The 25,970-nt window shown below is 52.1% G+C and carries 18 protein-coding genes; 17 read left to right on the plus strand and 1 reads right to left on the minus strand.

Annotated features, from left to right (window positions below):
- Nucleotide 1 precedes the first annotated feature (1 nt).
- The 14 genes from nikB to MHB80_RS10750 all read left to right on the plus strand — a co-directional run bounded on the left by nikB (nucleotide 2) and on the right by MHB80_RS10750 (nucleotide 19,892).
- The gene (gene nikB / locus MHB80_RS10685; protein WP_341282118.1) at nucleotides 2-943 is read left to right on the plus strand and encodes a nickel ABC transporter permease; all 942 of its coding nucleotides are present in this window, start codon (nucleotides 2-4) and stop codon (nucleotides 941-943) included.
- Nucleotides 940-1,758 (plus strand): ABC transporter permease, encoded by an 819-nt coding sequence (locus tag MHB80_RS10690; protein ID WP_341282119.1) that lies wholly within the window; start codon nucleotides 940-942, stop codon nucleotides 1,756-1,758. Before nikB ends, MHB80_RS10690 begins: the two co-directional genes overlap by 4 nt.
- A gap of 5 nt (nucleotides 1,759-1,763) precedes the next feature.
- Nucleotides 1,764-2,819, plus strand: coding sequence for an ABC transporter ATP-binding protein (locus tag MHB80_RS10695; protein WP_341282120.1), 1,056 nt, complete (start codon nucleotides 1,764-1,766; stop codon nucleotides 2,817-2,819).
- The gene (locus MHB80_RS10700; RefSeq protein ID WP_341282121.1) at nucleotides 2,812-3,582 is read left to right on the plus strand and encodes an ATP-binding cassette domain-containing protein; all 771 of its coding nucleotides are present in this window, start codon (nucleotides 2,812-2,814) and stop codon (nucleotides 3,580-3,582) included. The genes MHB80_RS10695 and MHB80_RS10700 overlap by 8 nt, the downstream gene beginning before the upstream one ends.
- A 45-nt stretch (nucleotides 3,583-3,627) precedes the next feature.
- The gene (locus MHB80_RS10705) at nucleotides 3,628-4,329 is read left to right on the plus strand and encodes a methyltransferase domain-containing protein (RefSeq protein ID WP_341282122.1); all 702 of its coding nucleotides are present in this window, start codon (nucleotides 3,628-3,630) and stop codon (nucleotides 4,327-4,329) included.
- A 220-nt stretch (nucleotides 4,330-4,549) separates the two neighbouring features.
- Nucleotides 4,550-6,370: a sensor histidine kinase gene (locus MHB80_RS10710; protein ID WP_341282123.1), complete on the plus strand. Its 1,821-nt coding sequence runs from the start codon at nucleotides 4,550-4,552 to the stop codon at nucleotides 6,368-6,370.
- On the plus strand, nucleotides 6,363-7,889 hold the full coding sequence (locus MHB80_RS10715) for a response regulator transcription factor (protein ID WP_341282124.1): 1,527 nt from the start codon (nucleotides 6,363-6,365) through the stop codon (nucleotides 7,887-7,889). Before MHB80_RS10710 ends, MHB80_RS10715 begins: the two co-directional genes overlap by 8 nt.
- 127 nt (nucleotides 7,890-8,016) lie before the next feature.
- Nucleotides 8,017-9,492 carry an ABC transporter substrate-binding protein gene (locus MHB80_RS10720; protein WP_341282125.1) on the plus strand — a complete coding sequence of 492 codons (1,476 nt, stop codon included), beginning with the start codon at nucleotides 8,017-8,019 and terminating at the stop codon, nucleotides 9,490-9,492.
- Between the two features lie 78 nt (nucleotides 9,493-9,570).
- Nucleotides 9,571-10,509, plus strand: a complete 939-nt coding sequence (locus MHB80_RS10725; RefSeq protein ID WP_341282126.1) for an ABC transporter permease subunit — start codon at nucleotides 9,571-9,573, stop codon at nucleotides 10,507-10,509.
- Nucleotides 10,510-10,580: 71 nt separating this feature from the next.
- Nucleotides 10,581-11,498, plus strand: coding sequence for a carbohydrate ABC transporter permease (locus tag MHB80_RS10730; RefSeq protein WP_341282127.1), 918 nt, complete (start codon nucleotides 10,581-10,583; stop codon nucleotides 11,496-11,498).
- A gap of 286 nt (nucleotides 11,499-11,784) precedes the next feature.
- Nucleotides 11,785-13,104 carry a glycoside hydrolase family 125 protein gene (locus MHB80_RS10735; RefSeq protein ID WP_341282128.1) on the plus strand — a complete coding sequence of 440 codons (1,320 nt, stop codon included), beginning with the start codon at nucleotides 11,785-11,787 and terminating at the stop codon, nucleotides 13,102-13,104.
- Nucleotides 13,101-16,367 carry a beta-galactosidase gene (locus MHB80_RS10740; protein WP_341282129.1) on the plus strand — a complete coding sequence of 1,089 codons (3,267 nt, stop codon included), beginning with the start codon at nucleotides 13,101-13,103 and terminating at the stop codon, nucleotides 16,365-16,367. The genes MHB80_RS10735 and MHB80_RS10740 overlap by 4 nt, the downstream gene beginning before the upstream one ends.
- Nucleotides 16,367-19,141 (plus strand): alpha-mannosidase, encoded by a 2,775-nt coding sequence (locus MHB80_RS10745; RefSeq protein WP_341282130.1) that lies wholly within the window; start codon nucleotides 16,367-16,369, stop codon nucleotides 19,139-19,141. Before MHB80_RS10740 ends, MHB80_RS10745 begins: the two co-directional genes overlap by 1 nt.
- Nucleotides 19,142-19,487: 346 nt before the next feature.
- Nucleotides 19,488-19,892 carry a VOC family protein gene (locus tag MHB80_RS10750; protein WP_341282131.1) on the plus strand — a complete coding sequence of 135 codons (405 nt, stop codon included), beginning with the start codon at nucleotides 19,488-19,490 and terminating at the stop codon, nucleotides 19,890-19,892.
- A 1,167-nt stretch (nucleotides 19,893-21,059) separates the two neighbouring features.
- Here the strand turns inward: MHB80_RS10750 and crtI are convergent.
- Nucleotides 21,060-22,574, minus strand: a complete 1,515-nt coding sequence (gene crtI / locus MHB80_RS10755) for a phytoene desaturase family protein (RefSeq protein WP_341282132.1) — start codon at nucleotides 22,572-22,574, stop codon at nucleotides 21,060-21,062.
- A 234-nt stretch (nucleotides 22,575-22,808) separates the two neighbouring features.
- On the opposite strand from crtI, the gene MHB80_RS10760 reads away from it, so the two are divergent.
- From MHB80_RS10760 to MHB80_RS10770, 3 genes are read left to right on the plus strand one after another with little or no spacing between them, the layout of a single operon-like run.
- Complete coding sequence (locus tag MHB80_RS10760; protein WP_341282133.1) at nucleotides 22,809-24,221, plus strand: aldehyde dehydrogenase family protein; 1,413 nt, start codon at nucleotides 22,809-22,811, stop codon at nucleotides 24,219-24,221.
- Nucleotides 24,218-25,387 carry a glycosyltransferase family 2 protein gene (locus MHB80_RS10765; protein ID WP_341282134.1) on the plus strand — a complete coding sequence of 390 codons (1,170 nt, stop codon included), beginning with the start codon at nucleotides 24,218-24,220 and terminating at the stop codon, nucleotides 25,385-25,387. Before MHB80_RS10760 ends, MHB80_RS10765 begins: the two co-directional genes overlap by 4 nt.
- Nucleotides 25,384-25,926: a hypothetical protein gene (locus MHB80_RS10770; protein ID WP_341282135.1), complete on the plus strand. Its 543-nt coding sequence runs from the start codon at nucleotides 25,384-25,386 to the stop codon at nucleotides 25,924-25,926. The genes MHB80_RS10765 and MHB80_RS10770 overlap by 4 nt, the downstream gene beginning before the upstream one ends.
- The last annotated feature ends 44 nt before the right edge of the window (nucleotides 25,927-25,970 follow it).

The following is a 25,970-nucleotide window of genomic DNA, read 5'->3' on the forward strand; positions in this document are numbered from 1 at the left end:
GATGGCCTATTTCATTCGGAGGTTGGCGGCGGCTGTTCCCGTCCTGATTGGCATTACGTTTATAGCCTTTGCATTAAGCGTCGCCTCTCCGGGTGATCCGGCTGTCGAGCTGCTCAGCATGAACGGCTTCAGCCAGCCGACCGAAGAGCAAATTGCTTTGAAACGCGAAGAGATGGGGCTGAATGATCCGCTGCTCGTTCAATATGGACATTGGTTATCAAAGGCGGTACAAGGTGATTTGGGAACGTCATATATGACGAAGGAATCGGTTAGCGGCGAGCTGCTGCGCCGCCTTCCTGCAACCTTAAGCCTATCTTTGTTAGCTGTATTGTTCGCCATTCTGCTTGGCGTGCCATGCGGCATGCTCATGGCGATTCGGCGCAATCGGCTGTTCGATCATATCGGCAGGGCGCTTGCGCTGATTTTGGTTTCCATTCCCGGATTTTGGCTGGCGATCATGCTCATTGCCTTATGGTCGGAGAAGCTGCAGTTGCTCCCAACCAGCGGCTATGGGACATGGAAGCATCTGCTTATGCCAGCCGCGGTGCTTGCTTCCGGTACAGGCGCCATATTGATGCGGCTAACGCGTGCGGCGCTGCTGGAGGAGCTGAATAAAGATTATATGCTGACGGCCCGGGCTAAGGGGCTGCGTGAGAGCTTCATTGTGCTTCGGCATGCACTGCGCAATGCTTGTATTCCGCTGCTCACGGTCATCGGCAGCTATTTTGGAGCGATTGTTGGCGGCTCCGTCATCGTGGAAGTTATTTTCGCGGTGCCAGGCATTGGACGCTTTGCAATGGACGGTATTTTTCGCAGAGATTATCCGGTCATTCAGGGCTATGTCGTATTTACCGGTCTCATTTACGTCCTGTTCAATTTGGCAACGGATTTATGCTATGGGCTTGCTCATCCGCAAATCAGGCTGGGAGGGAAGCTTCGATGAAGATATCCTATAGGTTGGCTGCAGGCGTGCTTGCCTTCTTTCTGCTTACCAGCTTGCTGGCACCGCTGCTTGCTCCCTATGACCCGAATCAGATTAATATGGCGGAAAGGCTTACACCGTTATCCGCTGCACATTGGCTAGGAACAGACACGCTGGGGCGGGATGTGCTGAGCCGCATTTTATATGGCGGAAGGGTGTCGATCTTGCTGGCGGTAGCTGTTACGCTCGCTACAATGCTAGTCGGCCTGCTGCTCGGAACGATAAGCGGTTATGCTGGCGGTTGGATCGATGAAGCCATACAAATTGTGGTTAGCATTTTTCAAGGACTGCCGGGTCTCGCGCTTATGCTGGCTATTGCAGGTACGCTCGGTCCCGGTGTAAAAAGCCTGTTTATCGCGCTTCTCTTCACCTCATGGGCAGATTTTTCCCGGGTCGTGCGCGGCGAGGTTATGAAAATACGCGAAGAAAGCTACGTGGAAGGCATCCGTGCTTTAGGGGCGGGCCATGCGTACATAATCAGCAAGCATATGCTTCCGAATTTATTGGGGCCGCTTATTGTATTGTTCACGATTCGGATTGGGCGAGTGATTCTATCTATCGCCTCGCTTAGCTTTCTCGGTCTAGGCTTGCAGCCGCCAGCGGCAGATTGGGGAGTGATGGTGAACGATGCCCGGCCATATTTTCGCAGTTATCCACATCTAATGTTCGCACCTGGACTCTGTATAGCCGCTGTATCCCTATGCATCAATTGGCTGGGTGATGGTCTTCGCGATAAGCTGGATACACGGACGGAGAAAGAGCATTCACTGCTGTAGGAGGAATGATGTTGACCGATACGCTTATGGTAATCAAGCAGCTAAATGCTTCCTTTCAGACAAGGGAAGGGCTTGTGCAGGCGGTTGAAGGGGCAACGCTTGAGCTGAAGCGGGGGCGCATTTTTGGACTGATTGGCGAGACGGGCAGCGGCAAGTCTGTGCTAGGTCTGTCGCTGGTGAGGCTGCTTCCCGCACATGCTTCCGTCAGTGGAAGCATCCTGTATAAAGGCCGAGATTTGCTGCAGCTGAGCCCAAAAGAAATGAGGCAAATACGGGGAAGGGAAATCGCCCTCATTCCGCAAAATCCTGCAAGCTCTCTCAATCCAGTTCTGACGCTTGGCAGCCAGCTTCGCGAGGCGAATCGCACTTATGGCGGGAGAGCGGGGAACAAGCAGGTCAACGCTGAGGCGGCTGGTCTGCTGCATGCGATGAATATGCCGGATGCGGAGCAGCAGCTGCGGCGCTACCCCTTTCAGCTAAGCGGCGGAATGAAGCAGCGTGTGCTGGCGGCAATGGGACTTGCCGGAAGCCCGTCATTGCTTATTGCCGATGAGCCGACGAAAGGGCTCGATGCTCTAATCCGCGTCCAGGTGACGGAAATGCTGGCAAATATGGCACGGCGCACAGGCGCGGCGCTGCTGCTCATCACGCATGATCTGGATGTAGCGCGGGTGCTTTGCGATGAAGTGGGCGTCATGTATGCCGGTCAAATCATTGAGCAGGGGCCAGCGAAGAAGCTATTTGCACAGCCGATGCATCCTTACACGCGCGGTTTAATCGCATCTATGCCCAGCAGAGGGATGATTCCGATAGCTGGAACAGCGCCGAGCTTGACGGATAGGCCTGCTGGCTGCAAGTTTTATGATCGCTGTGCTTCAGCGATGCCTCGCTGCGAAGCAGAGCAGCCAGGCTTATATAAAACGGCTCAAACCGAGATAACGAATAAGGCAATTGAACCGGAAGACGACGGTACGGTTGAGGGGCAACAAGCAGCCGCCGAGCATATAGCTGCTCAGCACACAGCCGCCCAGCACAAAGCGAGGTGTTTCCTTTATGCTTGAAATGATTGAGCTGCACAAACGATATCGAAGCAACTGGCTAACAGGCAGAGGTCATCAGGCGGTGGAGCCAGCAACCTTTCAAATTGCTGAAGGCGAGTCGCTGGGGCTGGTCGGAGAGAGCGGCAGCGGCAAGTCGACGCTTGCGCGGCTGCTGCTAAAGCTGATTTCGGCTGATGGCGGCCGTATTTTATATAAAGGAACCGATATTAGCGGATATTCCATGAAGCAGATGAGGCCGCTGCGCCGGGAGCTGCAAATCATGTTTCAGCATCCGCACTCCGCGCTTAATCCTCGGCGGACGCTGCTGGATAGTCTGCTTGAGCCGGTGCTGCTGCATCGACTAATGAATAAGGCAGCAGCCATGGAAAGGGCACTTGAGCTAATAGACGTTGTCGGGCTGAGGGCGGAGGTGCTGACGCGGTATCCCCATCAGGTAAGCGGCGGCCAAATACAGCGAATCGTCATTGCTCGAGCCTTGATGCTGGAGCCAAAGTTTCTTGTACTGGATGAGCCTACGTCGATGCTTGACGTTTCTGTACAGGCGCAGGTCATCCAGCTGCTCCAGCGCATTCGGAAGGAGTTTGGGCTGACTTATTTGTTTATTTCGCATGATTTGGAGCTGGTGCGGCATATGTGCGATCGAATCGGGGTTATGAAAGAGGGACGTATCGTTGAGCTTGACGAGAGCGAGTGTATAATGGAGCGCCCGCAGCATCCTTATACACAGCAGCTGGTGAATGCTTTTCAAGCCTTCAAGCGGTAATACAGCTTAAGCCAGACTCTGCAAAAGAAAAGGAGCATGTATTAAATGATGAAATGGTACAGCGAAGTCGGCTTGACGCCAGCTGCTTACTGGACGCTGGCTTGGGAACAGGCAGCCCAAAGCGACTCCCGCGTCAGCAGCGATGCCGAGGAGGAAAGCTACTGGCAGCAGCATGCGCCTGTCTATGATGAACGCAATCCGCTTGCGCCCTATACGGCGGAACTGATGGGCAGCGTTATCGCAAGCTTGCGGGCCGACGATGAACTCATTGAAGTGGGGCCTGGAACGGGCGGATTTACGCAGCTGCTTGCTCCACATGTCGGCAAGCTTACCGTCGTGGAGCCATCGGCGGCGATGTATGCAATACTAGCAAGAAATTGGGAGCAGTCTGGTTTGGCCCAAGCCGTGCCGGAGGCGATACGAACGAAGTGGGAAGAGGCATCGGGGCTCACTTGTGATGTGCTGTTCAGCGCCAATGCATTTTACCGGATTCGCGACATGAAGGAGAGCCTTGCCCAGATGAGCCATGCTGCCGGCAGGCGCGTCTATCTTGTACAGTCGATCGGAGTGCCTTTTGCCCATCCGCTGCGGGCTATGCATGGCGGAAAGCAGCTGGAACGCAGCCGCGCACAGGTGATTTGCGACATTTTGCAGGAAATGGCGATTTCGCATCAAATGGACACTTTTGCTGTGCAGCGCAAAAGCGGGGCGGTTCATAATGTGGCCCTGATATCCTGGGATACATAGCGGATCAGACCGCGCATTACGTACTGTAAATAAGAGCATGTCTTGTAAGAGCAGCAGCATGAAAGCGGATATCGCTTGCATCTGCTGCTTTTTGTTTTACGTAAATTCATCTATGCCCTTTTGCATCCCAGTACTTGTCGATGCCTTGCCACTCAGAGTATAGTAATAACTTATAATGCATGTGCAGGCTCCTAAGTGCTGCGCAAGAAAGGAGCCTGCCATGAAGCTGCAGCGGCTGTACGATCAATACGTCCGAAATAATCTGTTTATGAAAATGATTTTGCTGTTCGTATTGATTACGACGGGCACAATCGTCACCTTTGCCTATTTTATGTATGATTTTATGTCGCAATCGATCGTTCGCAATGAGCTGGAAAATCAGAAAAAAGCGATGGATAGCGTAAACAGCTATATGACCCGCAAATATGATTCCGTCCAGTCCATGATGGTGGATGTATACCGCAATGAGCCGTTATCGCTGAATTTATCTTATTTTTTGCAAAACCCGTTCGATGACTATATGAAATTCAGGCTCGATCAAAATGTCGATGAAGCGAGTACGAGTCTGCCGAAAGGGCTGGACTATTTTGACAATAAGCTGGAGGACGATCCGGATATCGAAAATTTGCTGCTGTACAGCTCGAATCGGCAGTTTCTATATGTGTATAAGAAAAATCATGTCACGAAGCTGATTTCGTCCAACGCCTCACGTTCCTTTATTCCCGATGCGATGGCACAGGAGGACACCCGCGTATCCGTTCCGAATATTTGGGTGCGGCGCGCCATTGAGCAGACCGATCCTGAGCTGTACGCCTTTCGGCTCCCGATTAATGACAAGCAGACGCTTAAGGGGCTAGGCCAATTGCTCGTCTACTTCAAATCGGAAAATATTACGCAGGTGCTGAAAAATTATGAGGGCCAGCTTAAAGGCTACATCGTCGTACTGAACCCAGCCGGAGAGGTGCTGTTTGATTCCTCGGACACCTATTATGGGCAAGTTTATCCCTATATGGACAAATTGGATACGCTCTATGGAACGGCGATGCTGGAGCAGCAGTCCTATGTCACGACGCTGACGCAAAATCAGGCGGGCTTTATCGTCGTCGGTGTAGCGCCGAAGGCGGAGGTCGCGGCAGCGGCCCACGGGCTGAAGCAGATGATTATGCTGATCAGCGCGCTGTGCATTGCCGTCGTGCTGCTGGTGCCGACGCTCGCCGTCGTCAATTTTGCCAAACGGACGAAAAAAATTATTCGTTTTATGCGCAAGGTGGAAAGCGGCGAGCTGACCGCGCGCATCCAGGATGACCGAGGCGACGAGCTGGGGCAAATTTCGCGAAGCTTTAATGATATGCTCGATGAGCTGAGCCGCCATATCGACACGGTATACAAGGCGGAAATCAAGCAGAAGCATACGGAGCTTGCGGCTTTGCAGGCGCGGGTCAATCCGCATTTTCTATACAATACGCTGGAGGTTATTCGCATGCGGGCCGTCTCGCAAGGGGCGAAGGATGTGGGAGAGATGATTTACAGCCTGTCGGTGCTGTTCAAAAGCTTTGTGCAGCCCAAGGGGAGCAATACGTTAAAGGATGAGCTGGAAACGGCGCGCCTTTATTTAGAGCTGTTTCGCATCCGCTATAAGGACAGGCTCTCCTTTGCTATCAGCTGTGAGGAAGGGCTTGGCGACAAACAGGTGATGCGGATGGCGCTCCAGCCGCTAATTGAAAATTATGTGGTGCATGGCTTGCGGCCCCGCAGCATGGACAACGAAGTTCAAGTGGACGTGCGGCGCAAGGATGAGCGGATTTGGGTGACGATAGCCGATAACGGCAGCGGTATCAGCAGCAAGCAGCTGGAAGAAATCCGGCAAAGGCTGGCACTGCCAGAGGAGGCTGGAGGTGACTCCTTCGGGCTTAGAAGCGTGCATGAGCGGCTGCAATTGCTATATGGAAGCGAATATGGGCTCGATATCGACAGCAAAGAGGGTGAGGGGACGACGGTCATGCTGTCCTTTCCCTATGACAAGGAGGCAGAGCATGTATAGAGTATTCATCGTGGATGATGAGCCATTCATTATTGATGGACTATATGACATTATTGACTGGTCGGCCTTTGGCCTGGAAATCGTCGGAAGCGCGGAAAATGGCCAAGAAGCGCTGGCAGCTTTGATGGATTTGCCTGCAGATATATTATTGACCGATATTTCGATGCCGACGATGGATGGGCTCACTCTTATTCGGGAAGCGCGCAAATTCCGCCCAGACCTGAAAGTGATTATCCTAAGCGGCTATAACGAATTTAATTATATAAAAGAGGGCCTGAGGCTTGGCGTTGAAAACTATTTGCTCAAGCCGATTAATCTCGACGAGCTGCAGGAAACGCTCGCGGGCACGATTGACAAGCTGAATGCCAGCAAAGCGGACCGGCTGTTCAGTGAATACGATATTCGTATTTTGCGTGATAATATATTGTACCGCTGGCTGACAGGACGCATTGCACCCAGTGAGCTGCAGGAGCGAATGGAGCTGCTGCAGCTAAGTCTCGACCGACCGTATGTCGTTACCGCTGTAGTACGTACGGATGAGCCGGCATCACCGGCCTATGAGGCTGCTCAGCGATTGGCTGTGCAAGATTCGTCGATGCTGCCGTTTGTCGATATTGATGGCGATTTGGTCATCGTATTTATGCTCGATGAGCCTGAGGAGGGCAAGCGTGAGGCGATAGAAAAGCTGCGCAGCATGCAGCCGAAGCTGACGAGGAGCGCCATGCGGCTCTCCATCGGAAGCGCCGAGCCAATGGGGGAAGCAGCGCCGCGCAGCTACGCGAATGCAAAGAAAGCGCAGGAATATTTTCTGCTGTATGATGACCCCGAAATATTGGATTACGATTTGCTTGTGCAGGCAGGGACGCCAGGGACGGCAAATGAGGCTGCTGCACCGCTCGATTGGCCCTCCTTTGCGAGGCTGATTAAAGCGAGGGAAATAGAGAAGCTGCATGAAGCGATTGAGGCGGAGTTCGAGCGCTGCCACGCTAGGGAAGGTATTACGCCCGCTTTTATACAAAGTATGGCCATTGAGCTGATGATTCGCTTTAAGATGGAGCTGAGGGAGATTAAGCAGACCGATCAACCGGAGCTGTATGAGGCGGGCTTCGCCAAAATTATGCAGCTTGCTTCGATTGACGGGCTGATGGCGGTTGTGAAGGAAGCAGCAGCCTTGACGGTGGAATCGCTGCTGAGGGATGTGAAAAGCCCGGTCATTCAATTGGTGCTGACTGAGGTGCATGAGCATTATGCACAGCCATTGTCGCTTAAGCTGCTGAGCCAGCAATATAATATTCATCCGGTTTACCTCGGCCATCTGTTCCAGAAGGAGACGAATGAAACCTTCACCGAATATATAAATAAATACCGCATCGGCAAAGCACAGCAGCTGTTGAAGGAGACGCAGCTCAAGGTGCAGGAAATTGCGGCAACCGTCGGCTACTGGGAGACAGGCTATTTCTACAAACAATTTAAGAAATACGTCGGAATTTCCCCGACTGAATACAAGGGACTACTCTAATCGCAGGATGGAGTAGTTTTTTTCTTTAATTTGTACATCATACCTTTAGTTTGTGGTCTATATGAAAATTGCCGTATCCGTTAATTTAAAACATAGAGTACAGAACATAGATTGGGGAGGAAACAAAATGAGTAACAAGAGAAAAAGATTTATGCCTCTGCTTGCCTTGCTGATGGTTGCATCGCTTGTGCTTGGCGCTTGTGGAAGTAAAAACGAAAGCGGCGGTGAAGTGGGAACAGCCGAAAAGCCGGTTGAGCTCATCTGGTACACCATTGGTACACCGCAAAAAGATGTAGATAAAGTTATGGCCGAAGTGAGCAAATACACGGCTGAGAAAATTGGCGTTACGATTAAAATGAACATGGTGGACTGGGGCGATTATGCTCAGAAGCTGCAAGTTATGACAGCATCCGGTGACCCGGTTGACATTATGTTTACAGCGTCATGGGCATTCGATTACGTGCAAAATGCAAGAAAAGGCGCTTTCCTGCAAATCGATGATTTGTTGAAGGAGAAAGGCCAAGGCATCGTTAGCGCACTGGACCCGGCTTTCCTAGAAGGCTCCAAGGTCGATGGCCACAACTACGGTATCCCAGCTAATAAAGAATTGCCAGCACAAGAGGTATGGCGCTTCAACAAACAGCTGCTCGACAAGTACAACCTGGACATGTCTGGCGTATACACGCTAGAGAGCCTGGAGCCGCTATTGAAAACGATTAAAGAAAATGAGCCGGACGTATACGCACTTGCGGTGGACAAAAACCAAATGCCGTATGTGAAATACGACTACATTATTGAGAAGCTGCCAATGGCGGTTGCGCTGGATACGACAGATTACAAAATCGTAAACGTGCTCGACACGCCAGAGATGAAGCAAATTCTCGGCACGATGCACAAATATTACAAAGCAGGCTACATTCCGACGGAAGCCGCAACAATGGATTCCATGACAGATGCGCAAACGACGGGCAAATGGTTTGCAGACCGTGCGACCTCGCAGCCGTTCGCGGACAATCTGTGGTCGGCGAGCTACGGCTACCCGGTTGTATCGACGCCAGCGAGCGATGCGCTCATTTACAACTGGTCGGTTATGGGCTCGATGCAGGCCATTTCCGCTAACTCCGCTTACCCAGAAAAAGCGATGGAGTTTCTGAACCTGCTTAATACGGACCCTGTTCTGCGCAATATGATCGATTCCGGTATTGAAGATGTGCATTACAAAAAAGTGAGCGACACCGTCATGGAAAATCTCGACGAGTCGAAAAACTACGATATGCCAACCTTCTCGCTCGGCAATCTGATGATTACGTATTTGAATACGACAGACCCGACGAACAAATGGGAAGAATTCAAGAAATTTAATGATGCGGGTACAGTAGCCCCGCTGTTGGGCTTCAACTTTGATACATCGAAAGTGACAACAGAAATTGCTTCCGTACAAAACGTGAAAGAAGAGTACTGGGCAGCTCTAATGACCGGTACAGTTGACCCTGAAGTTTATTTGCCGCGTGCCAATGAGAAGTTTAAAGCGGCAGGCCTGGATAAAATTATTGTGGAAGCGCAGCGCCAGCTTGATGAGTGGAGAGCCGCGAACGGCAAGTAAAGCGGAAGGCGTGGGGCGAATGGATCGTATTCGCTTCATGCCTTCTCTCATTAATCCGACTGCGAAGAGGTGAAGAAAGTGGGAGCTATAGGACGTTTTTTCAAGGATATGAACAAAAATACCGCCATGCTGCTAATGGTGCTTCCAGCTACAGCCTGGTTTATACTATTTTCCTACCTGCCGATGGCGGGCATGATTATTGCCTTCAAGGAATACCGCTACAGCCGCAATGGCTTTCTAGCCAGCATTATTGATAGCAAATGGGTAGGCTTTCAAAACTTCAAGTTTCTGTTCAGTACGAATGATGCCTACATCATTACCCGCAATACGGTGCTGTACAATGTCGTGTTTATTGTACTGGGCCTTGTCATTGCGGTAGCGATGGCGATTATGCTTGCTGAAATTACGAATAAGCGGCTCGCTAAGCTTTATCAAACGGGCATGTTTTTGCCTTATTTTCTATCGTGGGTTATCGTGGGCTACTTCGTCTACAGCTTTCTGAGCTTGGATAGAGGCGTGTTCAACCAAATCGCCGAGATGCTGGGCATGGACCCGGTCAACTGGTATTCGAGCCCGGGTTATTGGCCGGTTATGATTGTCGTCGTTTTCCTATGGAAATCGGTCGGCTATAACAGCGTCATCTATTTGGCCGCTATTATGGGGATCGACAAGTCGCTTTATGAAGCGGCGATGATTGACGGGGCCAACAAATGGCAGCAAATTCGCAATGTAACGCTTCCGATGCTGATGCCGCTCATGACGATTCTGACGCTGCTGGCGATCGGGAAAATTTTCTATGCCGATTTTGGCCTCTTCTTCCAAGTACCGCGCGATTCGGGTACGCTCTACAGCGTAACGAACGTTATCGACACTTATGTTTACCGCGGGCTTAAGTCCACGGGTGAGATCGGCATGACAACGGCTGCGGGCTTGTACCAGTCGATTATCGGCTTCATTCTTGTTATTACATCCAATGGCATCGTGCGCAAGTTTAATAAAGACAACGCATTGTTTTAGGATGGATGTCAGCAACCTTGCTTATTGAATTTTCTAGGAACAGAAGTCCAAAACAAAAGGGGGAAACGGCTGTGTCTGTTGGAACGATTAAGAGCCGTGATTTTCATAAGCTCTCGCCAGCGTGGAATTTTATTTTTCATGCCGTGGCCGGCATTTTTGCCTTGTTATGCGTATTTCCTTTCCTGTTCGTGACGATTATTTCCTTCACGGATGAGGCGACGCTGGCCAGCAATGGTTATCAAATTATTCCGGAAAAATGGAGTGTGGAGGCTTACCGCTATTTATTCAAGGCAGGCGACCAACTGCTCCGCTCCTATGGCGTGACGATTACGATTACAATTGTAGGCACGATTATCGGTGTCGTATGCTCCGCATTGTTCGCTTATGCGATATCGCGGCGCAACTTTAAGTATCGCAACTTTTTCGCCTTTTTTGCCTTTTTCACGATGCTGTTCAATGGTGGCCTCGTACCTACTTATATCGTTATGACGCAGCTGCTGGGGCTGAAGGATTCCTTATGGGCACTCATTTTGCCGCTAGCAGTTAATGCCTTTTACATTATGATCCTGCGGACATTTTTCTCGACGATGGTGCCGGATGCCATTATTGAATCAGGCAAAATCGACGGCGCCGGAGAGTTCGGCATCTTCTTCCGCCTTGTACTGCCTTTGTCGCTGCCAGGTCTTGCTACCATTGCTCTGTTCTGTACGCTCGGCTACTGGAATGACTGGTTCAATGCGCTCTTGTATATTGATTCGCCTAATTTGGTGCCGCTGCAATCGATGCTGATGCGGATCGAAAACAGCATGCAGTTTATTATGAAAAATTCACAAAACGCTTCGCTAAGCGTAGGCGTTCTGCAATCGATGCCGCAGGATACGTCGCGGATGGCGATGGTTGTGCTGGCAACCGGCCCGATCGTGTTCGCATATCCGTTTTTCCAACGTTATTTCATTCAAGGTCTGACGGTAGGCGCTGTTAAAGAATAAATGCTTCGCTTGAAAAGTTTAGAAATATAAATAGGCTATATAAGTTGAACTGAAGGAAGCAATGTGGCAGGAGGAAACGGAGAGAAAGGTTGGAACTGGAGAGAGCGATAGCGTCCGCCTTTGTTTTCTTATTTCAACCTCAAAGAGGGATAATGAAAGAAATCAGAAAACAACAGCGGCCGGAAGTCCAACCTTTCTCGCAGTGACGACCGTCGCCATCATGCTTATCAATCGTTCAACTTATATAGTCTAAAATAGATAAATAGTCAAAGGAGCTACACCCACTATGGAACAATTCAGATTGCCAAAAATCCCGCTGCCAGAGCTTGCTCTGCCGCAAGCGGTTCAGCAGGTATTAGATGAAGCAGAGCAGAAGCTGGCGCACCGCCCGAAGCTGCTTCAGCTGTTCAAAAACTGTTTCCCGAACACACTGGAAACGACGACGAAAAAAATGGACGATGGCACAACCTTCATCATAACAGGGGATATTCCCGCGATGTGGCTGCGCGACTCGGTTGAGCAGGTCATTCATTATGTGCCGCTGGCGAAAAATGATGCAGACTTGCAGCGTATCATTAGCGGCTTAATCAAGCGCCATATGGCCAACATCCAAATTGATCCTTATGCGAACGCCTTTAATGAATCGGCCAATGATTGGCACTGGAACACGACGGATGAGACGGATATGTCGCCGTGGGTATGGGAGCGCAAGTTTGAGCTGGATTCGATCTGCTTCTCGATGCGCCTTGCTTATGCGTATTGGAAAGAGACGGAGCTGACCGATATTTTTGACTCCGGCTTTAAGGCAGCGATGCGCCGTATCGTGGAGCTTTGGAAAACCGAGCAGCGCCACTTCGAGCTTTCCCCTTACCGTTTTGTAAGGGACAACGGCATTCCTACCGATTCACTGCGCAATAGCGGAATGGGTATGCCGGTAAATTATACCGGAATGATCTGGTCGGGCTTCCGTCCGAGCGATGACGCTTGCGACTTTCATTACAACATTCCAGCGAATATGTTCGCGGTTGTAACGCTGCGGCAGATGAGAGAAATGGCCGAGTGGGTATTCCGCGATATGGATTTTGTGAAGGAGCTTAAGCAGCTGGAAGATGATGTGGAGCATGGCATTCAGCTGTATGGCATATACCGTCACCCAGAATTTGGCCCTATTTATGCTTATGAGACGGACGGCTTCGGCAACTATTGCTTGATGGATGACGCAGGCACGCCGGGCTTGCTCTCCATTACTTATTTGGGCTATACGACTGCTGACGATCCGATTTACCAGAATACGCGCAAATTCGCGCTTAGCAAGGAAAATCCTTTTTATTATGAAGGAAAAATCGCCAAAGGCATCGGAAGCCCGCATACGCCGCCAGGCTATATTTGGCATATGGCGCTTTCGATGCAGGGCATTACCGCGAATAACGATGAAGAGAAGCTGGCCATGATTGCCATGCTGGAAGCGACTGATGCCGATACCGGCTTTATGCATGAAGGCTTCCATTCGGATGATCCAGCCATCTTTACGCGAAAATGGTTTGCTTGGTCGAACAGCTTGTTCTCGCAGCTCGTTTATCGGGCGATGAAGGATGGACTGCTATGAGAAAGCAGCATGCCATCATCTTTTATGATCCGTCCTTTCCTATAGCCGCGGAGTCCCCGATCGAATTAGATGGCCTGCTTGCAGGAGCAGGCCGTGTTGTTCGGGCAGGCGAGCTGGCGGATGCGCTTGGCGCTGCGAAAGAAGGAAGCTTCATTAATATGCATGCGCCTTACTTTCCGAAGCAGGCATGGAGTGCTATCATCGGCTATTTGCGGCGCGGCGGCGGCTTGATCAGCTTGGGCGGCGCGCCGTTCAAGCGTCCTGTTCGCCGCAGCGAGGCAGGCGAGTGGCAGGTGGAGTCGGAGCAGACGGCCTATCACCGCGAGCTTCATATTCATGAAATGCTGCCTGTCGCTGCTGCTCCGGTAGCGACGCTGGCAGCAGCGGAGGACCTTCCGCTGCTTGCGGGCAAGGAAGCGCTGTTTGCCGTGTCGCCAACCTGGAATCTGGTGCCGCATGTGACGAAGAGCAGCGATTTGCCGCATCAAATGGGCTCTGCTGGGCCGATGGATGCCCACATTTACCCGCTATTGAAGGGTATTTCCTCCAAGGGACGCGAGGTAGCGGCGCCTGTCGTACTTTGGGAAAACACGAAGGGGATTTTCGCTGGCGCGCGCTGGCTGTTCGTTAACCAGCCGCTGACGAAGGCGTTCTGGCTGGAAGGCGGAGCGGCAGAGCTTGGGCGCTGGGCAGCTTTTTGTGCCGCTGGCGTAACGGAGCTGTGGCTGAAGCCGAACTACGCTTCCTTCGAGCCGGGCGAGCGGGCTATGCTGACGCTGCAGGTGCAGCAGCTTCGCCAAGAGCTTGCTGATGGATGTGAGTCATCTGCTAATGAGCGTGCAGAGCAGGAAGCGGCTGTCGATGGACAGGCTGACCTGTACACGGCGGCGGAGTGGGATTTTGCTATAACGGTTGAGCATGAAAACTCGCAGCAGAAATGGACTTATAGCCTGCAGCAGAAGGCGGGCAAGCAGCAGCAAATTCTAAGGCTGCCCGTGCCGCTTGAGCTGCAAAGCGGCTACTATAAGGTCGTATGCCGAGCGGAATCGACGTCGGGCGAGGTGCGTATTTTGCGTCAAGGCTTCTGGGGCTTTGATCAGGAGCTGCTTACAGAGGGAAGCCCGGTGACGAGCGGACGGGATTATTTTCAGAAGGACGGGCGTCCGCTGCCTGTTGTTGGCATGACGTACATGACGTCGGATGTGGCACGGAAGTTTCTGTTTCTGCCGAATGCTTCGGTATGGGACCGTGACATGGCGCAAATGCGCAAAGCCGGCATCAACTGGATTCGTACAGGCATTTGGACGGCATACCGCAATGTGATGCAGGTGGACGGCCATGCGTCCGAGGAGGCGCTGCGATCGATCGATGCTTTTCTGCTGACGGCGAAGCGTCATGATTTGCAGGTGACCTTTACGTTCTTCTCCTTTACGCCGGAAACATGGGAAGGGCTAAACCCGTATCTTGATCCGCGCAGCGTAGAGGCCCAGAAGCGTTTCGTGCGCGCTATCGTTTCCCGCCATAAGCAGACGATGAATGTCGACTGGGATTTGATCAATGAGCCATCGATGTTTGATCCGCCGCGGATTTTCTCGAATGGGCCTCGTTCGGCGCGCGACCCTTTTGAACAGAAGGCGTATACCGCATGGCTGAAACAGCGCCACGGATCGCTTGAGCGGCTTCAAGAGCTGTGGAATATGTCACCGGAGCAGCTGCCAAGCTATGAAGCGGCTGTGCCGCCGGAGCCAGAAGAGATCAACTTCGATGTACAGGACATGCACCAGGGTAAAAATGGCACGCGCTGGCTCGATTATGTGCTGTTCTCGATGGATATGCACAATCGCTGGGCGAAGCAGCTGTATGAGGCGATTAAAGACGAATGTCCAGACCATATGGTAACGGTCGGTCAGGATGAAGCGCTTGGCGCACAGCGTCCTTCGCCGTTTTTCTACGAGGAAGCCGCTGATTATACAACGGTTCACTCCTGGTGGCTGAACGACAATCTCGTATGGGATAGCTTGTTTGCCAAAACAGCAAACAAACCGAATGTCGTGCAGGAAACTGGCATTATGTATGTGGAGACGCCAGATGGCAGAGCGAAGCGCTCGGAAACGGAGCTGCACAGCCTGCTGGAGCGCAAGTATGCGTATGCTTTTGCAACAGGTGGCGCGGGTGCCGTGCAGTGGATCTGGAATACAAACTTCTATATGGACAATGCCAATGAATCTCATATCGGCGCACTGCGGGCGGATGGAACGGAAAAGCCGGAAGCGGATGTATCGTATGATTTTGGCAGCTTTATGGAGCAAATCCGAGATTTATTCGAGGATCGCAAGCTGGAGGATACGGCGGTATTGTTCCCGTATTCCAACGACTTCTCCAATCGCAAGCTGGCGTTTGATGCGACAACGCGTGCGACGCGGGTGCTTGCTTATGAGCTGAACACGCCATTCCGCGGCGCTTCGGAATATCATTTGCAGGAGCTGGAGGCGAATCCGCCGAAGCTGCTCATTGTGCCGAGTGCGCATAACTGGGATGATGCGGCCTTTGGTCGCCTTATTGCACTTGTAGAGCGGGTGGGCATTACGTTATTATGGATGGGACCGATTGGCCTAGACGCTTACTGGAAAGCGAGCAATCGCTGCTCGGAGCTGCTTGGCAGGGTGGAGCTCCGCAACGTGCAGCGCGAGGAACAGCTGCGCATTGGCGAAGCCACTTTCCCTGTATCTTACGGCAATCGCCGCATAGCTGAGGTATGGAAAGAGGTTCTAGTTGGCGGCGCTGCTGCGAGTGAAGCGGCTGCCAGTGCTGCTACCGCTGTTCATCGAGCAGCAAAGGGTGGCGACGAGCTCGTTGAGCTGGCTGTAGGCAAGGGACGCCTGTTATGGAGTCCGCTGCCGCTGGAGCTGAACGAGCGTACGGAGCCAATCAAGGAGCTGTATCGCTATGCGCTTGCCTCGGCAGGCTGCGAGCAGGAGCTGAATTGGCTGCAAGGCGGCCAGCTGCCTGGTGTTTATGGGCGCAAGCTTACATTTAAGAGCGGCGCGCTGTTCGTATTCGTATCCGAATCCGGATTCGACGCCAACATTGAAGTACAAGACCCGGCGACGGGAGGGCGGTACGCTTTTTCACTGGAAAAGGAACGTTCTGTGCTGTTCGCAACGGATGCAAGCGGAAAGCTGCTCGCTGTCTATCGCCCGCATCAAGTAGAGGTAGCGGTTTCGCTGCCCGATCAACATGAAGAAAGAAGAGGTGCGCAGTAATGGCTTCTAAAAGAAAAGCCCACATTATTTCCCACACACATTGGGATCGCGAATGGTATTTGCCGTATGAGAAGCATCATGTGCTCCTCGTGAAGCTAATGGATACGCTGCTTCATACGCTGGATACGGACCCCGATTTCAAAAGCTTTTATTTGGACGGGCAGACGATCATTCTCGAGGATTATTTGCAGGTACGCCCGGAAAATAGGGAACGCCTTGAAAAATATATTAAAGAAGGACGTATTCCGATCGGCCCTTGGTATATTTTGCAGGATGCCTTCCTGACGAGCAGTGAAGCGAATTTGCGCAATTTGCAGCTGGGACATCAGGATGCGAGCCGTTACGGCATCATAGCCAAGGTTGGCTACTTCCCGGATACCTTCGGCAACATCGGGCAGGCGCCGCAAATTTTGCGTCAAGCCGGCATTGATAATGCGGTATTTGGCAGAGGCGTGAAGCCGACTGGCTTTAACAATACGGTAGCAGATTCTAACTATGAATCCTCGTTCTCAGAGCTGCAATGGGAAGGTCCTGACGGCTCGCGCGTGCTGGGCATTCTTTTTGCCAACTGGTATTGCAATGGCATGGAAGTTCCGGTAGATGAGCAAGAGGCGAAAATCTATTGGGACAAAAAGCTGGAGGAAGCCGAGAAGTATGCGGCTACTGGCGAGCTGCTGTTCATGAACGGCTGTGATCATCAGCCTATCCAGCAGGATTTATCTGCGGCGCTGGCGACAGCAAGAAAGCTGTACCCGGATACGGATTTTATCCACTCCAACTTTGAAGATTATTTGGCAGCGGTAAACAGTGGACTTGATCGCGAGCTTTCGGTCGTGAAGGGCGAGCTGCGCAGCCAACGGACGGATGGCTGGTCTACGCTTGTGAACACGGCCTCGGCTCGTGTTTATTTGAAGCAAATGAATCAGCTTGGCCAAGCGATGCTCGAAAAGGTAGCCGAGCCGCTTGCGACCATTGCGCACAAGCTTGGACAGGAATACCCGCATCATCTGTTTACCTATGCGTGGAAGACATTGATGCAAAACCATCCGCATGACAGCATTTGCGGCTGCAGCGTGGATGAGGTTCACCGTGAGATGGTCACTCGTTTTGACAAGAGCCGCCATGTTGCAGAGACAATTGTGGAAGGTAGCACGCAGGCGATTGCCGAAGCGGTGGATACATCGGTATTCGCTTCGTTTGGCGAAGCTGCACTGCCGTTCGTTGTTTATAACACGACTGGCTGGGATCGCAGCGGCGTTGTTGAAATTGAGCTTGATGTTGAGCGTCTGTACTTCCGTGAAGGCTTGCCGCTTCCAGAGGTTAATCGCCGGATGAATGCCGTAGATATTACAGGCAGAGTGCTTGTAGATCATAACGGCGCAGCGGTTGCTTGCTCTGTAGAGGATTTGGGGCTGCAATTTGGCTACGACTTGCCGGATGATAAGTTCCGCCAGCCTTATATGTGCCGCCGAGTTAAGCTGACGTTTGATGCGGTGAATGTACCAGCGCTTGGACTGTCGTCATATGCATGGGTTCGCAATGGCGCTGGAGCAGATGAAGCGTTGGCTGGCGAAGCGACTGCTGTTGCAGTGAATCAGCTTGCGGAATCGGCTGTGCTTGAAAATGAATGGCTGCATGTCTCCATTGGAGAAGATGGCTCGTTCGATTTGACGGACAAGCAGAGCGGTCAAGTGTACCGCGGGCTTGGCGTCTATGAGAATACAGGCGATATCGGTAATGAATATATGTACAAGCAGCCGGATGGCGAGCAGGCGCTTACGACGCAAGGCTTGAAAGCGGCGATTCGTCTAGTGGAGCAAAACGCTTACCGTACAGCTTTTGAAATCGTCCATGAATGGGCGGTTCCGGCATCGGCGGATGAATCGTTTGAGATTGAGAAGCAGGAAGCTGTTTATTACCCTGAGCGTAAAGCGCAGCGTGCTTCCGACATGGTGCCTTTGACGATTAAGACGGTTATAGCACTTTCCAGCAGCTCCAGAAGCCTAGACTTACAGGCTTCGTTTAACAATCAGGCGAAGGATCATCGCGTGCGCGTGCTGTTCCCGACGGATGTAGAGACGGCGGTTCATCATGTGGATTCGATTTTTGAAGTAGCTGTGCGTGACAATGAGCCTTCGGCAGAGTGGGAAAACCCGAGCAATACCCAGCATCAGCAAGCATTTGTTGATGTGAGCGGCGAGCAGGGCGGACTTGTTGTAGCGAACCTTGGCTTGAACGAATATGAAGTGCTCCGCGATGGCCGCAATACGATTGCCGTTACGCTGCTTCGTTCGGTTTCCGAGCTGGGCGACTGGGGCGTATTCCCGACTCCAGAAGCACAATGCCTGGGCGAGCAAAGCTTCCGTTTGTCGATCATTCCGCATAACGGCGATGGTGCTTCATCAGGTGCTTATGCACAGGCGTACCAGTTCCAAGTGCCTTGGACGGCGAGCCAGACAGCGGTTCATGAAGGCGTGCTTGCACCAGCTGGCGGATTGCTTGCTTGGGAAGGCGAAGGAGTGGCATTCTCCTCGCTGAAAGTAAGCCAGCAGTCGGGCGATGCTGTGCTGCGCTGGTTTAATATGAAGCAGCAGGCGGCAGAGCTTAGCTTGTCGAATGTTGGCTTTAGTGGCGGTAACGCTGATGCGTTCAAGCAGCTATATAAGAGCGATGTGCTGGAGCGCGTAGGTGAAGCGATTGAAGTGAGCGCGGAGCAGGGGGCAGCTTTGGCTGTTGGTCCTTGTGAGATTGTGACGGTTGGGTTTAAGCTGTAGTAAATTAAATAATAAATTGTGATTCAAAAGGATTAGAAGGAAGACCCTTATGCCGGTAGTGTGGAGGCATAAGGGTCTTTTTGTGCTGTTTTGAGAAAACTAGCAGTTTGGCTGAGCTTTTTCGAAGAAAAATGAGATAGGTGAACAACCACCCTCAATAAGGTTCGGTCCTATCACTCTTTTCCTATGGTTTCTTCATAAAACACTACTGACATACTGTTGTCAGTAGTGTTTTTGTATAGTCGGAGTAATTAATCGTAAAGGAGTAGGAGTAATTGCGAAGCATTTTTGGTCCAAAATGATATATACGATATTGTATCACTTATTATAGGAAGGATGGTATCTCGTGAATTTTGCTTCTGTACGCATCATTACTGATGACGTGGATCGTCTCGTCGAGTTCTATGAGAAAATCACGGGTGTTTCGGCGGAACGCCCTGCGCCTGTCTTTGCCGAACTCGTTATGCCATCGTGCACCCTGGCGATCGGCCACTCCCAAACGGTGCAACTGTTCGGCGCTGGTTCCGCTGTGGCGGCCAACAATCACACTGTCATCATCGAGTTCCACGTCCACAATGTCGATGCCGAATACGAGCGCTTGAAGCCGTTTGTCGATGAGTGGGTAAAGGAACCTACCACAATGCCGTGGGGGAATCGTGCTGTGCTGTTTCGCGATCCTGACGGCAATCTTGTTAACCTCTTCACGCCGGTGACCGAGGAAGCAATCAAACGGTTCAGTGGTAGGCCTTGAAGTACAGTTGAAGTGAGTGAGGCGAATTTCGTAATACGTAATTTTACTGACTGCTGAAGGAGACCATAGCGACGAGCTATGGTCTCTTCATTTTGTCTAGGTACTTCATAATTTTAGAGAAATGGATCTATTTCGCGATCTTCGCTGATGCTGGTAGCCTATTTGTAATTGTGCTATCCTGACCAGTTAATTCAATAACGTGTGAATTACTCAGCTGTAATCTTCAATCATTGAAATTTTTCCTTTTTTAATTTTGACTTGTGACTTTTCTTTTAATTGCAGCGTATCCGCTCCAACCTCTACTTTGTCATTTATAACGTGGTGGTTTCCCCCATCGGAAATATTCCTGAACATGATGTTCCTTGTGCAAGAGTTCAACCATTCTTTCAATTTCAAATGAATGGTATGATTCAATATAAATTTCAATGATGTCCTTTATTTCTTTACTAACCATAATCGTCACCTCTCCTTCACAGATTGTACATAGGCAGATAGATTGGTGACGTTCAAAGTTGCATTCCTCCGCTAGTTGTTGATTTTGCTATTGTAACACCCCGCATAGCGTGTCTGAGAACTCTGAGGACAGCAAAATTTGCCGAATTTTCGTTCCATGCAAGGCGCGCTTGTGAAGGCGTACCGGGGGTACGTCAAGCAAACGGAACGAAGCAGGGGGCGAAAAGGCGGTGAAAGGTGCCACTGAACGGGTTTTCAGACACGCCCTAGGGAAATACCTTATTTGTATATTAATTTAATGCTCGTGCAGCTTGACGATCCAAGGTGGACGAAAGAGAGAATATCTCTGTTTTTGGGGCAGCATGGATAGGAAGTGCTCTCGCTTTTGGCGGACTGACGTTCCGCTAATGGAGCATTTTCCCCCATTTTGGCAGGTGAGCGGACTGGAAATCGCTTATTTCCTTAATCATCGCGATAAAAAGGCGATTCGGGAGCCCTTAGCGAATTCTGTGTCCGCCAGCCTCTCCAATCACGATATTTGGAGGAAATAACGGCTGCTGTGTCCGCCCAAGTTCAGCCGCCACCTTTTAGCCAATACGCTATTAAAATCGAAGCTGATCCGTTAGCATAACCCCCTCATACGTTCCCGTCGCCCCTCGTTTGCGAGGTTCGAAGGTTAACTCTAACTCTAACTCTAACTCTAAAACTAAAATCCTACCCAGCTGTTGTTCTGCCCCCAGAGCGGCTATCCGCCCGCTCTTTAATGAGGTCAGCCGTCAGCTGACCCGACAACGTAACCATCGGCACGCCGCCGCCGGGATGGGTGGAGCCGCCGACAAAATACAAGTTGTCCAGCAGCTCGCTTTTGCTCGGAATTTTGAAGCCGCCGTTCAGCTTGCGGTCGGTGACAACGCCATAGATGGAGCCGCCGTTGGCGCCATAAAGCTGCTCTAGATCATTAGGCGTAAAGCTGTATTCGAACGCAATGTGCGAGCGCAGGTCATCCAGTCCCATCCGCTCCAGCTTATCCAGCACCAGCTCGCGATATGTCTCTTTGTAAATGTCCCAGTCCTCGCCGGGCTTAAGCGGGGGAACATGGGTCAGCACGAATAAATTTTGCTGTCCTTCAGGTGCCTGCGTAGAGTCGGATAGGCTTGACACTCCAATGTAGACGGTCGGATCAGGCGATGGGATGCCAGAGACGAACACATCCTGGAACTCCCGCTCTGGACTTTGCGAGAACAGGAAATTGTGATGGCGAAGCTGATCATAGGTTTTGTCGATGCCGAGCAGCAGCACAAGGCCGGATACGGTAGGAGCATATTTCCTCATGCCGCCTGCCGCCGCGGCAGCGCCGGGATGGTGGCCGAGCAGCTTGCGATGGGTCGGAATGGCTTCCAAGTTCGAGACGATGAGATCGGCGCCGAGCACGGTGCCATCCGCAAGTGTAACGCCCGTTGCCGCCTTGCCCAGCGTATTGATCGCTGCGACAGGCGCGTTCGTCCGAACCTCCGCGCCAAGCTCGCCCAGCAGCTTCAGCATGCCAAGCGCAATATTGTACATGCCGCCCTTGACGTAATAAATGCCTAGACCAAGCTGCACATGGATGAGCTGAGAAAGCACCGCTGGAGCTGCATAGGGCGAGGACCCAATATACATAATGAAAAAATCAAACAGCTGGCGCAATCGCTTATCCTTGAAAAAGCGGCTCGTGCTCTGATGCATCGTGCGAAGCGGGTCCATTGCCAGAAGCTCCTTCATGCTGTGCTGCCCCCGCAAATCCTGCAGGCCGCTGAGGCTTTTGCCATACACGCTTTTCATGCTGAGCTCATACATTTGCTGGCAGTATTGCAAATAAGCCAGAAAACCCTTGGCATCCTCACGCGATACGCTTGCGAGCTGCTCCAGCATCATCGGCAGATCTCCGGTCACGTCGAGCTGCGATCCATCCTCGAAAAAAGTCCGCCACTGCGGCTCAACCCGCTCCAGCGTCATATAGTCCTCCAGCCGTCTTCCTGCACTAGCGAACAGCTGCTCCAGCACCCAAGGCATCGTCAAAATGGACGGGCCCGTATCAAAATGAAAGCCTTCGCCCGAGCGGATGTTCAGCTTGCCGCCAACGCGCTCCTGCTGCTCCAGCACGGTGACGCGATTGCCGTCAACCGTTAGCCTGATGGCGGCGGACAGACCGCCTAAGCCTCCGCCAATTACTACGATTTTTTTACTCATCGATCGTTTCTGCCTCCCTTTTTACTAAAGCCAAACGTAATTTTTTTAAAAAAATAGTTATATAAACGAAAAAGATGTTTTATAATATACCGTATGGTTAATTAATAATTAGATAGCTATAAATCTAGCAGGTGGGGGCCTGTATTTAAGGTGTTGCCCATTATTGGCGAATTAAAACCTGCTAGGCTCATTTTCCAATGGTATAAAGGCGGCTCCTGCTGGAGGGATGGAAGGATGAAGGAAATGTTCGCTGCCCGCGCTGCTGCTTCGAGCTGGAGGGAGCTGCCTGTGCAGGGCAGAATTCGGCATATCCGTTCGGTGCGCCAGCTGCTCGTCCGTGATTTGGACGAGTGGATTGCGCTGCTGGGCCAAGAGGCGGGCAAAACGCCAATGGATGCGCTGACGACGGATCTGCTCACGGTCATTCAAGCTATTTCTTATTATGAAAAAAATACGGCGAAGCTGCTGCGTTCCCGCCGTGTTCGCACACCGCTCTGGCTCGCAGGCTCCTCCTCGCATATTACATACGAGCCTTGCGGCGTGGCGGCCATTATTGCACCGTGGAATTTCCCGCTTCAATTAACGCTCATTCCTGCACTTGCGGCAGCTGCGGTGGGCAATACGGTGCTGCTCAAGCCATCGGAGAAGCTGCCGCTGCTGAGCAAGCGTATTGCTGCACTCATCGAGGAGGCTGGCTTTCCAGCAGGTGTCATTCAACTGATTGAAGGCGGGAAGAGCGAAGCCGAGCGCTTAATTGATGCACGTCCTGACAAGCTTTGGTTTACCGGAAGCGAGGCGGCTGGGCGCAGCGTGCTGGCGCGGGCAGGGGCGCTGCTCATTCCTTGCGTGCTGGAGCTTGGCGGCAAGGACCCGCTAATTGTGTGTGCGGATGCCCATGTAGAGCGAGCAGCTCGCGCGGCAGTATGGGGTGCTTTTTTACACAGCGGCCAAGTATGTATTAGTGTGGAACGGGTTTACGTACACGAAAGTATTTATGCGTCTTTTCTGGCTGCGGTCGTCGCTTATACGCAGGAGCTCAGGCAGGCGGGTGGCGGTTCCTGGTCAGAGCTAGGCGCATTAGGCACGGAAGAAGGCTGGTTTAAAGTGAAACGGCTGCTGGACGATGCTGTAGCCAAAGGCGCCAGCATCGCCGCAGGAGGGCTGCTGGCCGGAGCGGAGCCGCCGCTGTTTCCGCCGACGGTACTCACCGGAGTGACTGAGGAGATGCAGCTGATGCAGGAGGAAATTTTCGGCCCGCTGCTGCCCGTTATGGCCTTTCAGTCAGAGGCGGAAGTCATTCGGCTGGCTAATGCTTCGCCTTATGGGCTTAGCGCAAGCATTTTTACCGCGAATCGAAAAAAGGGGCTTGCACTGGCAGCTCAGCTGGAAACGGGAAGCTGCTCCATAAATGATGTTGTACGGCATATTGGCAACATGCACCTGCCTTTTGGCGGGGTGAAGGCGAGCGGCTTCGGCCGTGCGCATGGCGAAGAAGGGCTGCGCGCCTTTTGCCGCTCGAAGTCGATCATGGTGAATGCTGGACGCAGAAGCTCGCAAATCAATTGGTTTCCTTATCGGGAGCAGGCATTCAACGGGCTAAAGCAGGCCATTGGCTATATGTACGGGAGAAAGAAGGGGAAGCGATGAGCCTCTCGATGATTTGGGCCGTTTTTGGCTGGTTATGCGGGTGGCTGCTGCAAAATCGGGTAAGCCGGCTGCCGGAATGGGACGTTCTAGACGAGCATGAATGGGCTGGGACAAAGGGTGCCCATGGAGCGAGCATGAAAAAGAACGCTGCTCCGATTTCCCTCTCCGTCATTATTCCTGCGCGCAATGAAGCTGCTAATATTGGCAAGCTGCTGCATTCCTTAGGACAGCAGAAGCTGCCTAGTGTGGAAGTTATCGTTGTCGATGATGGCTCAGAGGATGCAACGGCAAGCCTTGCTGCCGCGAATGGCGCTACTGTCATTAGGGCTGAGAAGCTGCCGGAAGGCTGGGTCGGCAAAAGCTGGGCCTGCTGGACGGGAGCCAAATCGGCGCAAGGCGAGCTGCTGGTTTTTCTGGATGCTGATGTGGAGCTGGAAAATGATGCTCTGCAACTGCTAGCCGCTAGCCAGAAGGAAGCCGGCGGTCTCGTATCGGTGCAGCCTTACCACCGTATGGAGCGAGCTTACGAGCAGCTGTCAGCTTTCTTTAATCTTATCGTCGTCGCTTCGGTTGGCGACGGCGACAGCCGGGCTGGGGCGTTTGGGCCTTGCCTCATATGCCGCCGGGATGACTATTTTCGCATCGGCGGGCATGAGGCTGTGCGCGGCAAAGTATTGGAGCATTTCGAGCTGGGACGAGCTTTTAGCTCCGATCAAATGCCGGTGTCCAATTTTATGGGTTATGGCCGAATTGCCTTTCGCATGTACCCGGACGGTTTGAGCAGCTTGTTCCGGGGCTGGAGCAAGAGCTTCGGAGCAGGCGCTGCATCGACCGCACCTTTCGTAGCTTGTGCCGTATCGCTCTGGCTGGCCGGAGCCTTCTCGGCTGTATCCCTTATGCTTTCTTCACTTGCGGGGCAGGTCAAAGCGGATTATTGGCTGCTGGGCATAGGCATCGCAAGCTATGCGGCATATAGCTTGCAGCTGGCGCTGTGGCTGCGCAATGTGGGGAGCTTTAAGTGGTGGACAGCGCTGCTGTACCCGCTTCCGCTCGGTTTGTTTATGTTATTTTTCGTCTATTCGCTGTTCTCGACCTTCATTAGGCGGAAGGTGGCTTGGAGAGGGCGAGTCGTATCCATCGGCAGACGGGAACGAGGCAAGCTATGAGTGTACAGGAATTGCCGCCGCTTGCTGTCCTCGCTCTGAATATAGGCGGGTGGCTGATCGTCCATCTCGGTGTTTCCTATTTGCTCGCGAGCCTGCCGCAGCGCTGGTTTGCAGGCGAAGGCTGGCGAAGCCTTGAAACGGGGCGCAGCAGCAAAGGGAAGTGGTACTTCGAGAGAGGGGCAAAGCCGAAGCAGTCTTTTAAAAGCGGCGAGGAGCGCTTCTACGATCAGGTGCTCTTCATCCGTGCCTGGAAGGATCGCATGCCGGATGGCAGCTTTTTATTCCGCAAGGGATTCCAGAAAAAAAGGCTTGCTCGTCGAGGCAAGGCCTATTACCAGGAGTACCATGGGGAAACGCTTAGAGGGGAATGGGCGCATTGGCTGTCCATCGTGCCTGCTCCGTTATTTTTCATCTGGAACGAGCCATTGTATGGCTATTTAATGGTAGGGTACGCGCTGGCGGCCAATTTGCCGTTTATAGCGATTTTGCGATATAACCGGCTGAGGCTCAGGCGAATTTGCAAGGGCGAGCGCCTATGAGAGGGAAATAGAGAAAGCTGATTCTAGCATGGGAAGGAAGAGAC

Source organism: Paenibacillus sp. FSL H8-0537 (genome assembly GCF_038051995.1).
Lineage (GTDB): Bacteria > Bacillota > Bacilli > Paenibacillales > Paenibacillaceae > Pristimantibacillus.

Coding starts and splice junctions, on each gene's coding strand:
- nikB (WP_341282118.1), top strand. CDS start 2: ATGGCCTATTTCATTCGGAGGTTGGCGGCGGCTGTTCCCGTCCTGATT.
- MHB80_RS10740 (WP_341282129.1), top strand. CDS start 13,101: ATGAGAAAGCAGCATGCCATCATCTTTTATGATCCGTCCTTTCCTATA.
- MHB80_RS10760 (WP_341282133.1), top strand. CDS start 22,809: ATGAAGGAAATGTTCGCTGCCCGCGCTGCTGCTTCGAGCTGGAGGGAG.
- MHB80_RS10765 (WP_341282134.1), top strand. CDS start 24,218: ATGAGCCTCTCGATGATTTGGGCCGTTTTTGGCTGGTTATGCGGGTGG.
- MHB80_RS10715 (WP_341282124.1), top strand. CDS start 6,363: ATGTATAGAGTATTCATCGTGGATGATGAGCCATTCATTATTGATGGA.
- MHB80_RS10720 (WP_341282125.1), top strand. CDS start 8,017: ATGAGTAACAAGAGAAAAAGATTTATGCCTCTGCTTGCCTTGCTGATG.
- MHB80_RS10695 (WP_341282120.1), top strand. CDS start 1,764: ATGATGTTGACCGATACGCTTATGGTAATCAAGCAGCTAAATGCTTCC.
- MHB80_RS10705 (WP_341282122.1), top strand. CDS start 3,628: ATGATGAAATGGTACAGCGAAGTCGGCTTGACGCCAGCTGCTTACTGG.
- MHB80_RS10710 (WP_341282123.1), top strand. CDS start 4,550: ATGAAGCTGCAGCGGCTGTACGATCAATACGTCCGAAATAATCTGTTT.
- MHB80_RS10690 (WP_341282119.1), top strand. CDS start 940: ATGAAGATATCCTATAGGTTGGCTGCAGGCGTGCTTGCCTTCTTTCTG.
- crtI (WP_341282132.1), bottom strand. CDS start 22,574: ATGAGTAAAAAAATCGTAGTAATTGGCGGAGGCTTAGGCGGTCTGTCC.
- MHB80_RS10770 (WP_341282135.1), top strand. CDS start 25,384: ATGAGTGTACAGGAATTGCCGCCGCTTGCTGTCCTCGCTCTGAATATA.
- MHB80_RS10745 (WP_341282130.1), top strand. CDS start 16,367: ATGGCTTCTAAAAGAAAAGCCCACATTATTTCCCACACACATTGGGAT.
- MHB80_RS10735 (WP_341282128.1), top strand. CDS start 11,785: ATGGAACAATTCAGATTGCCAAAAATCCCGCTGCCAGAGCTTGCTCTG.
- MHB80_RS10700 (WP_341282121.1), top strand. CDS start 2,812: ATGCTTGAAATGATTGAGCTGCACAAACGATATCGAAGCAACTGGCTA.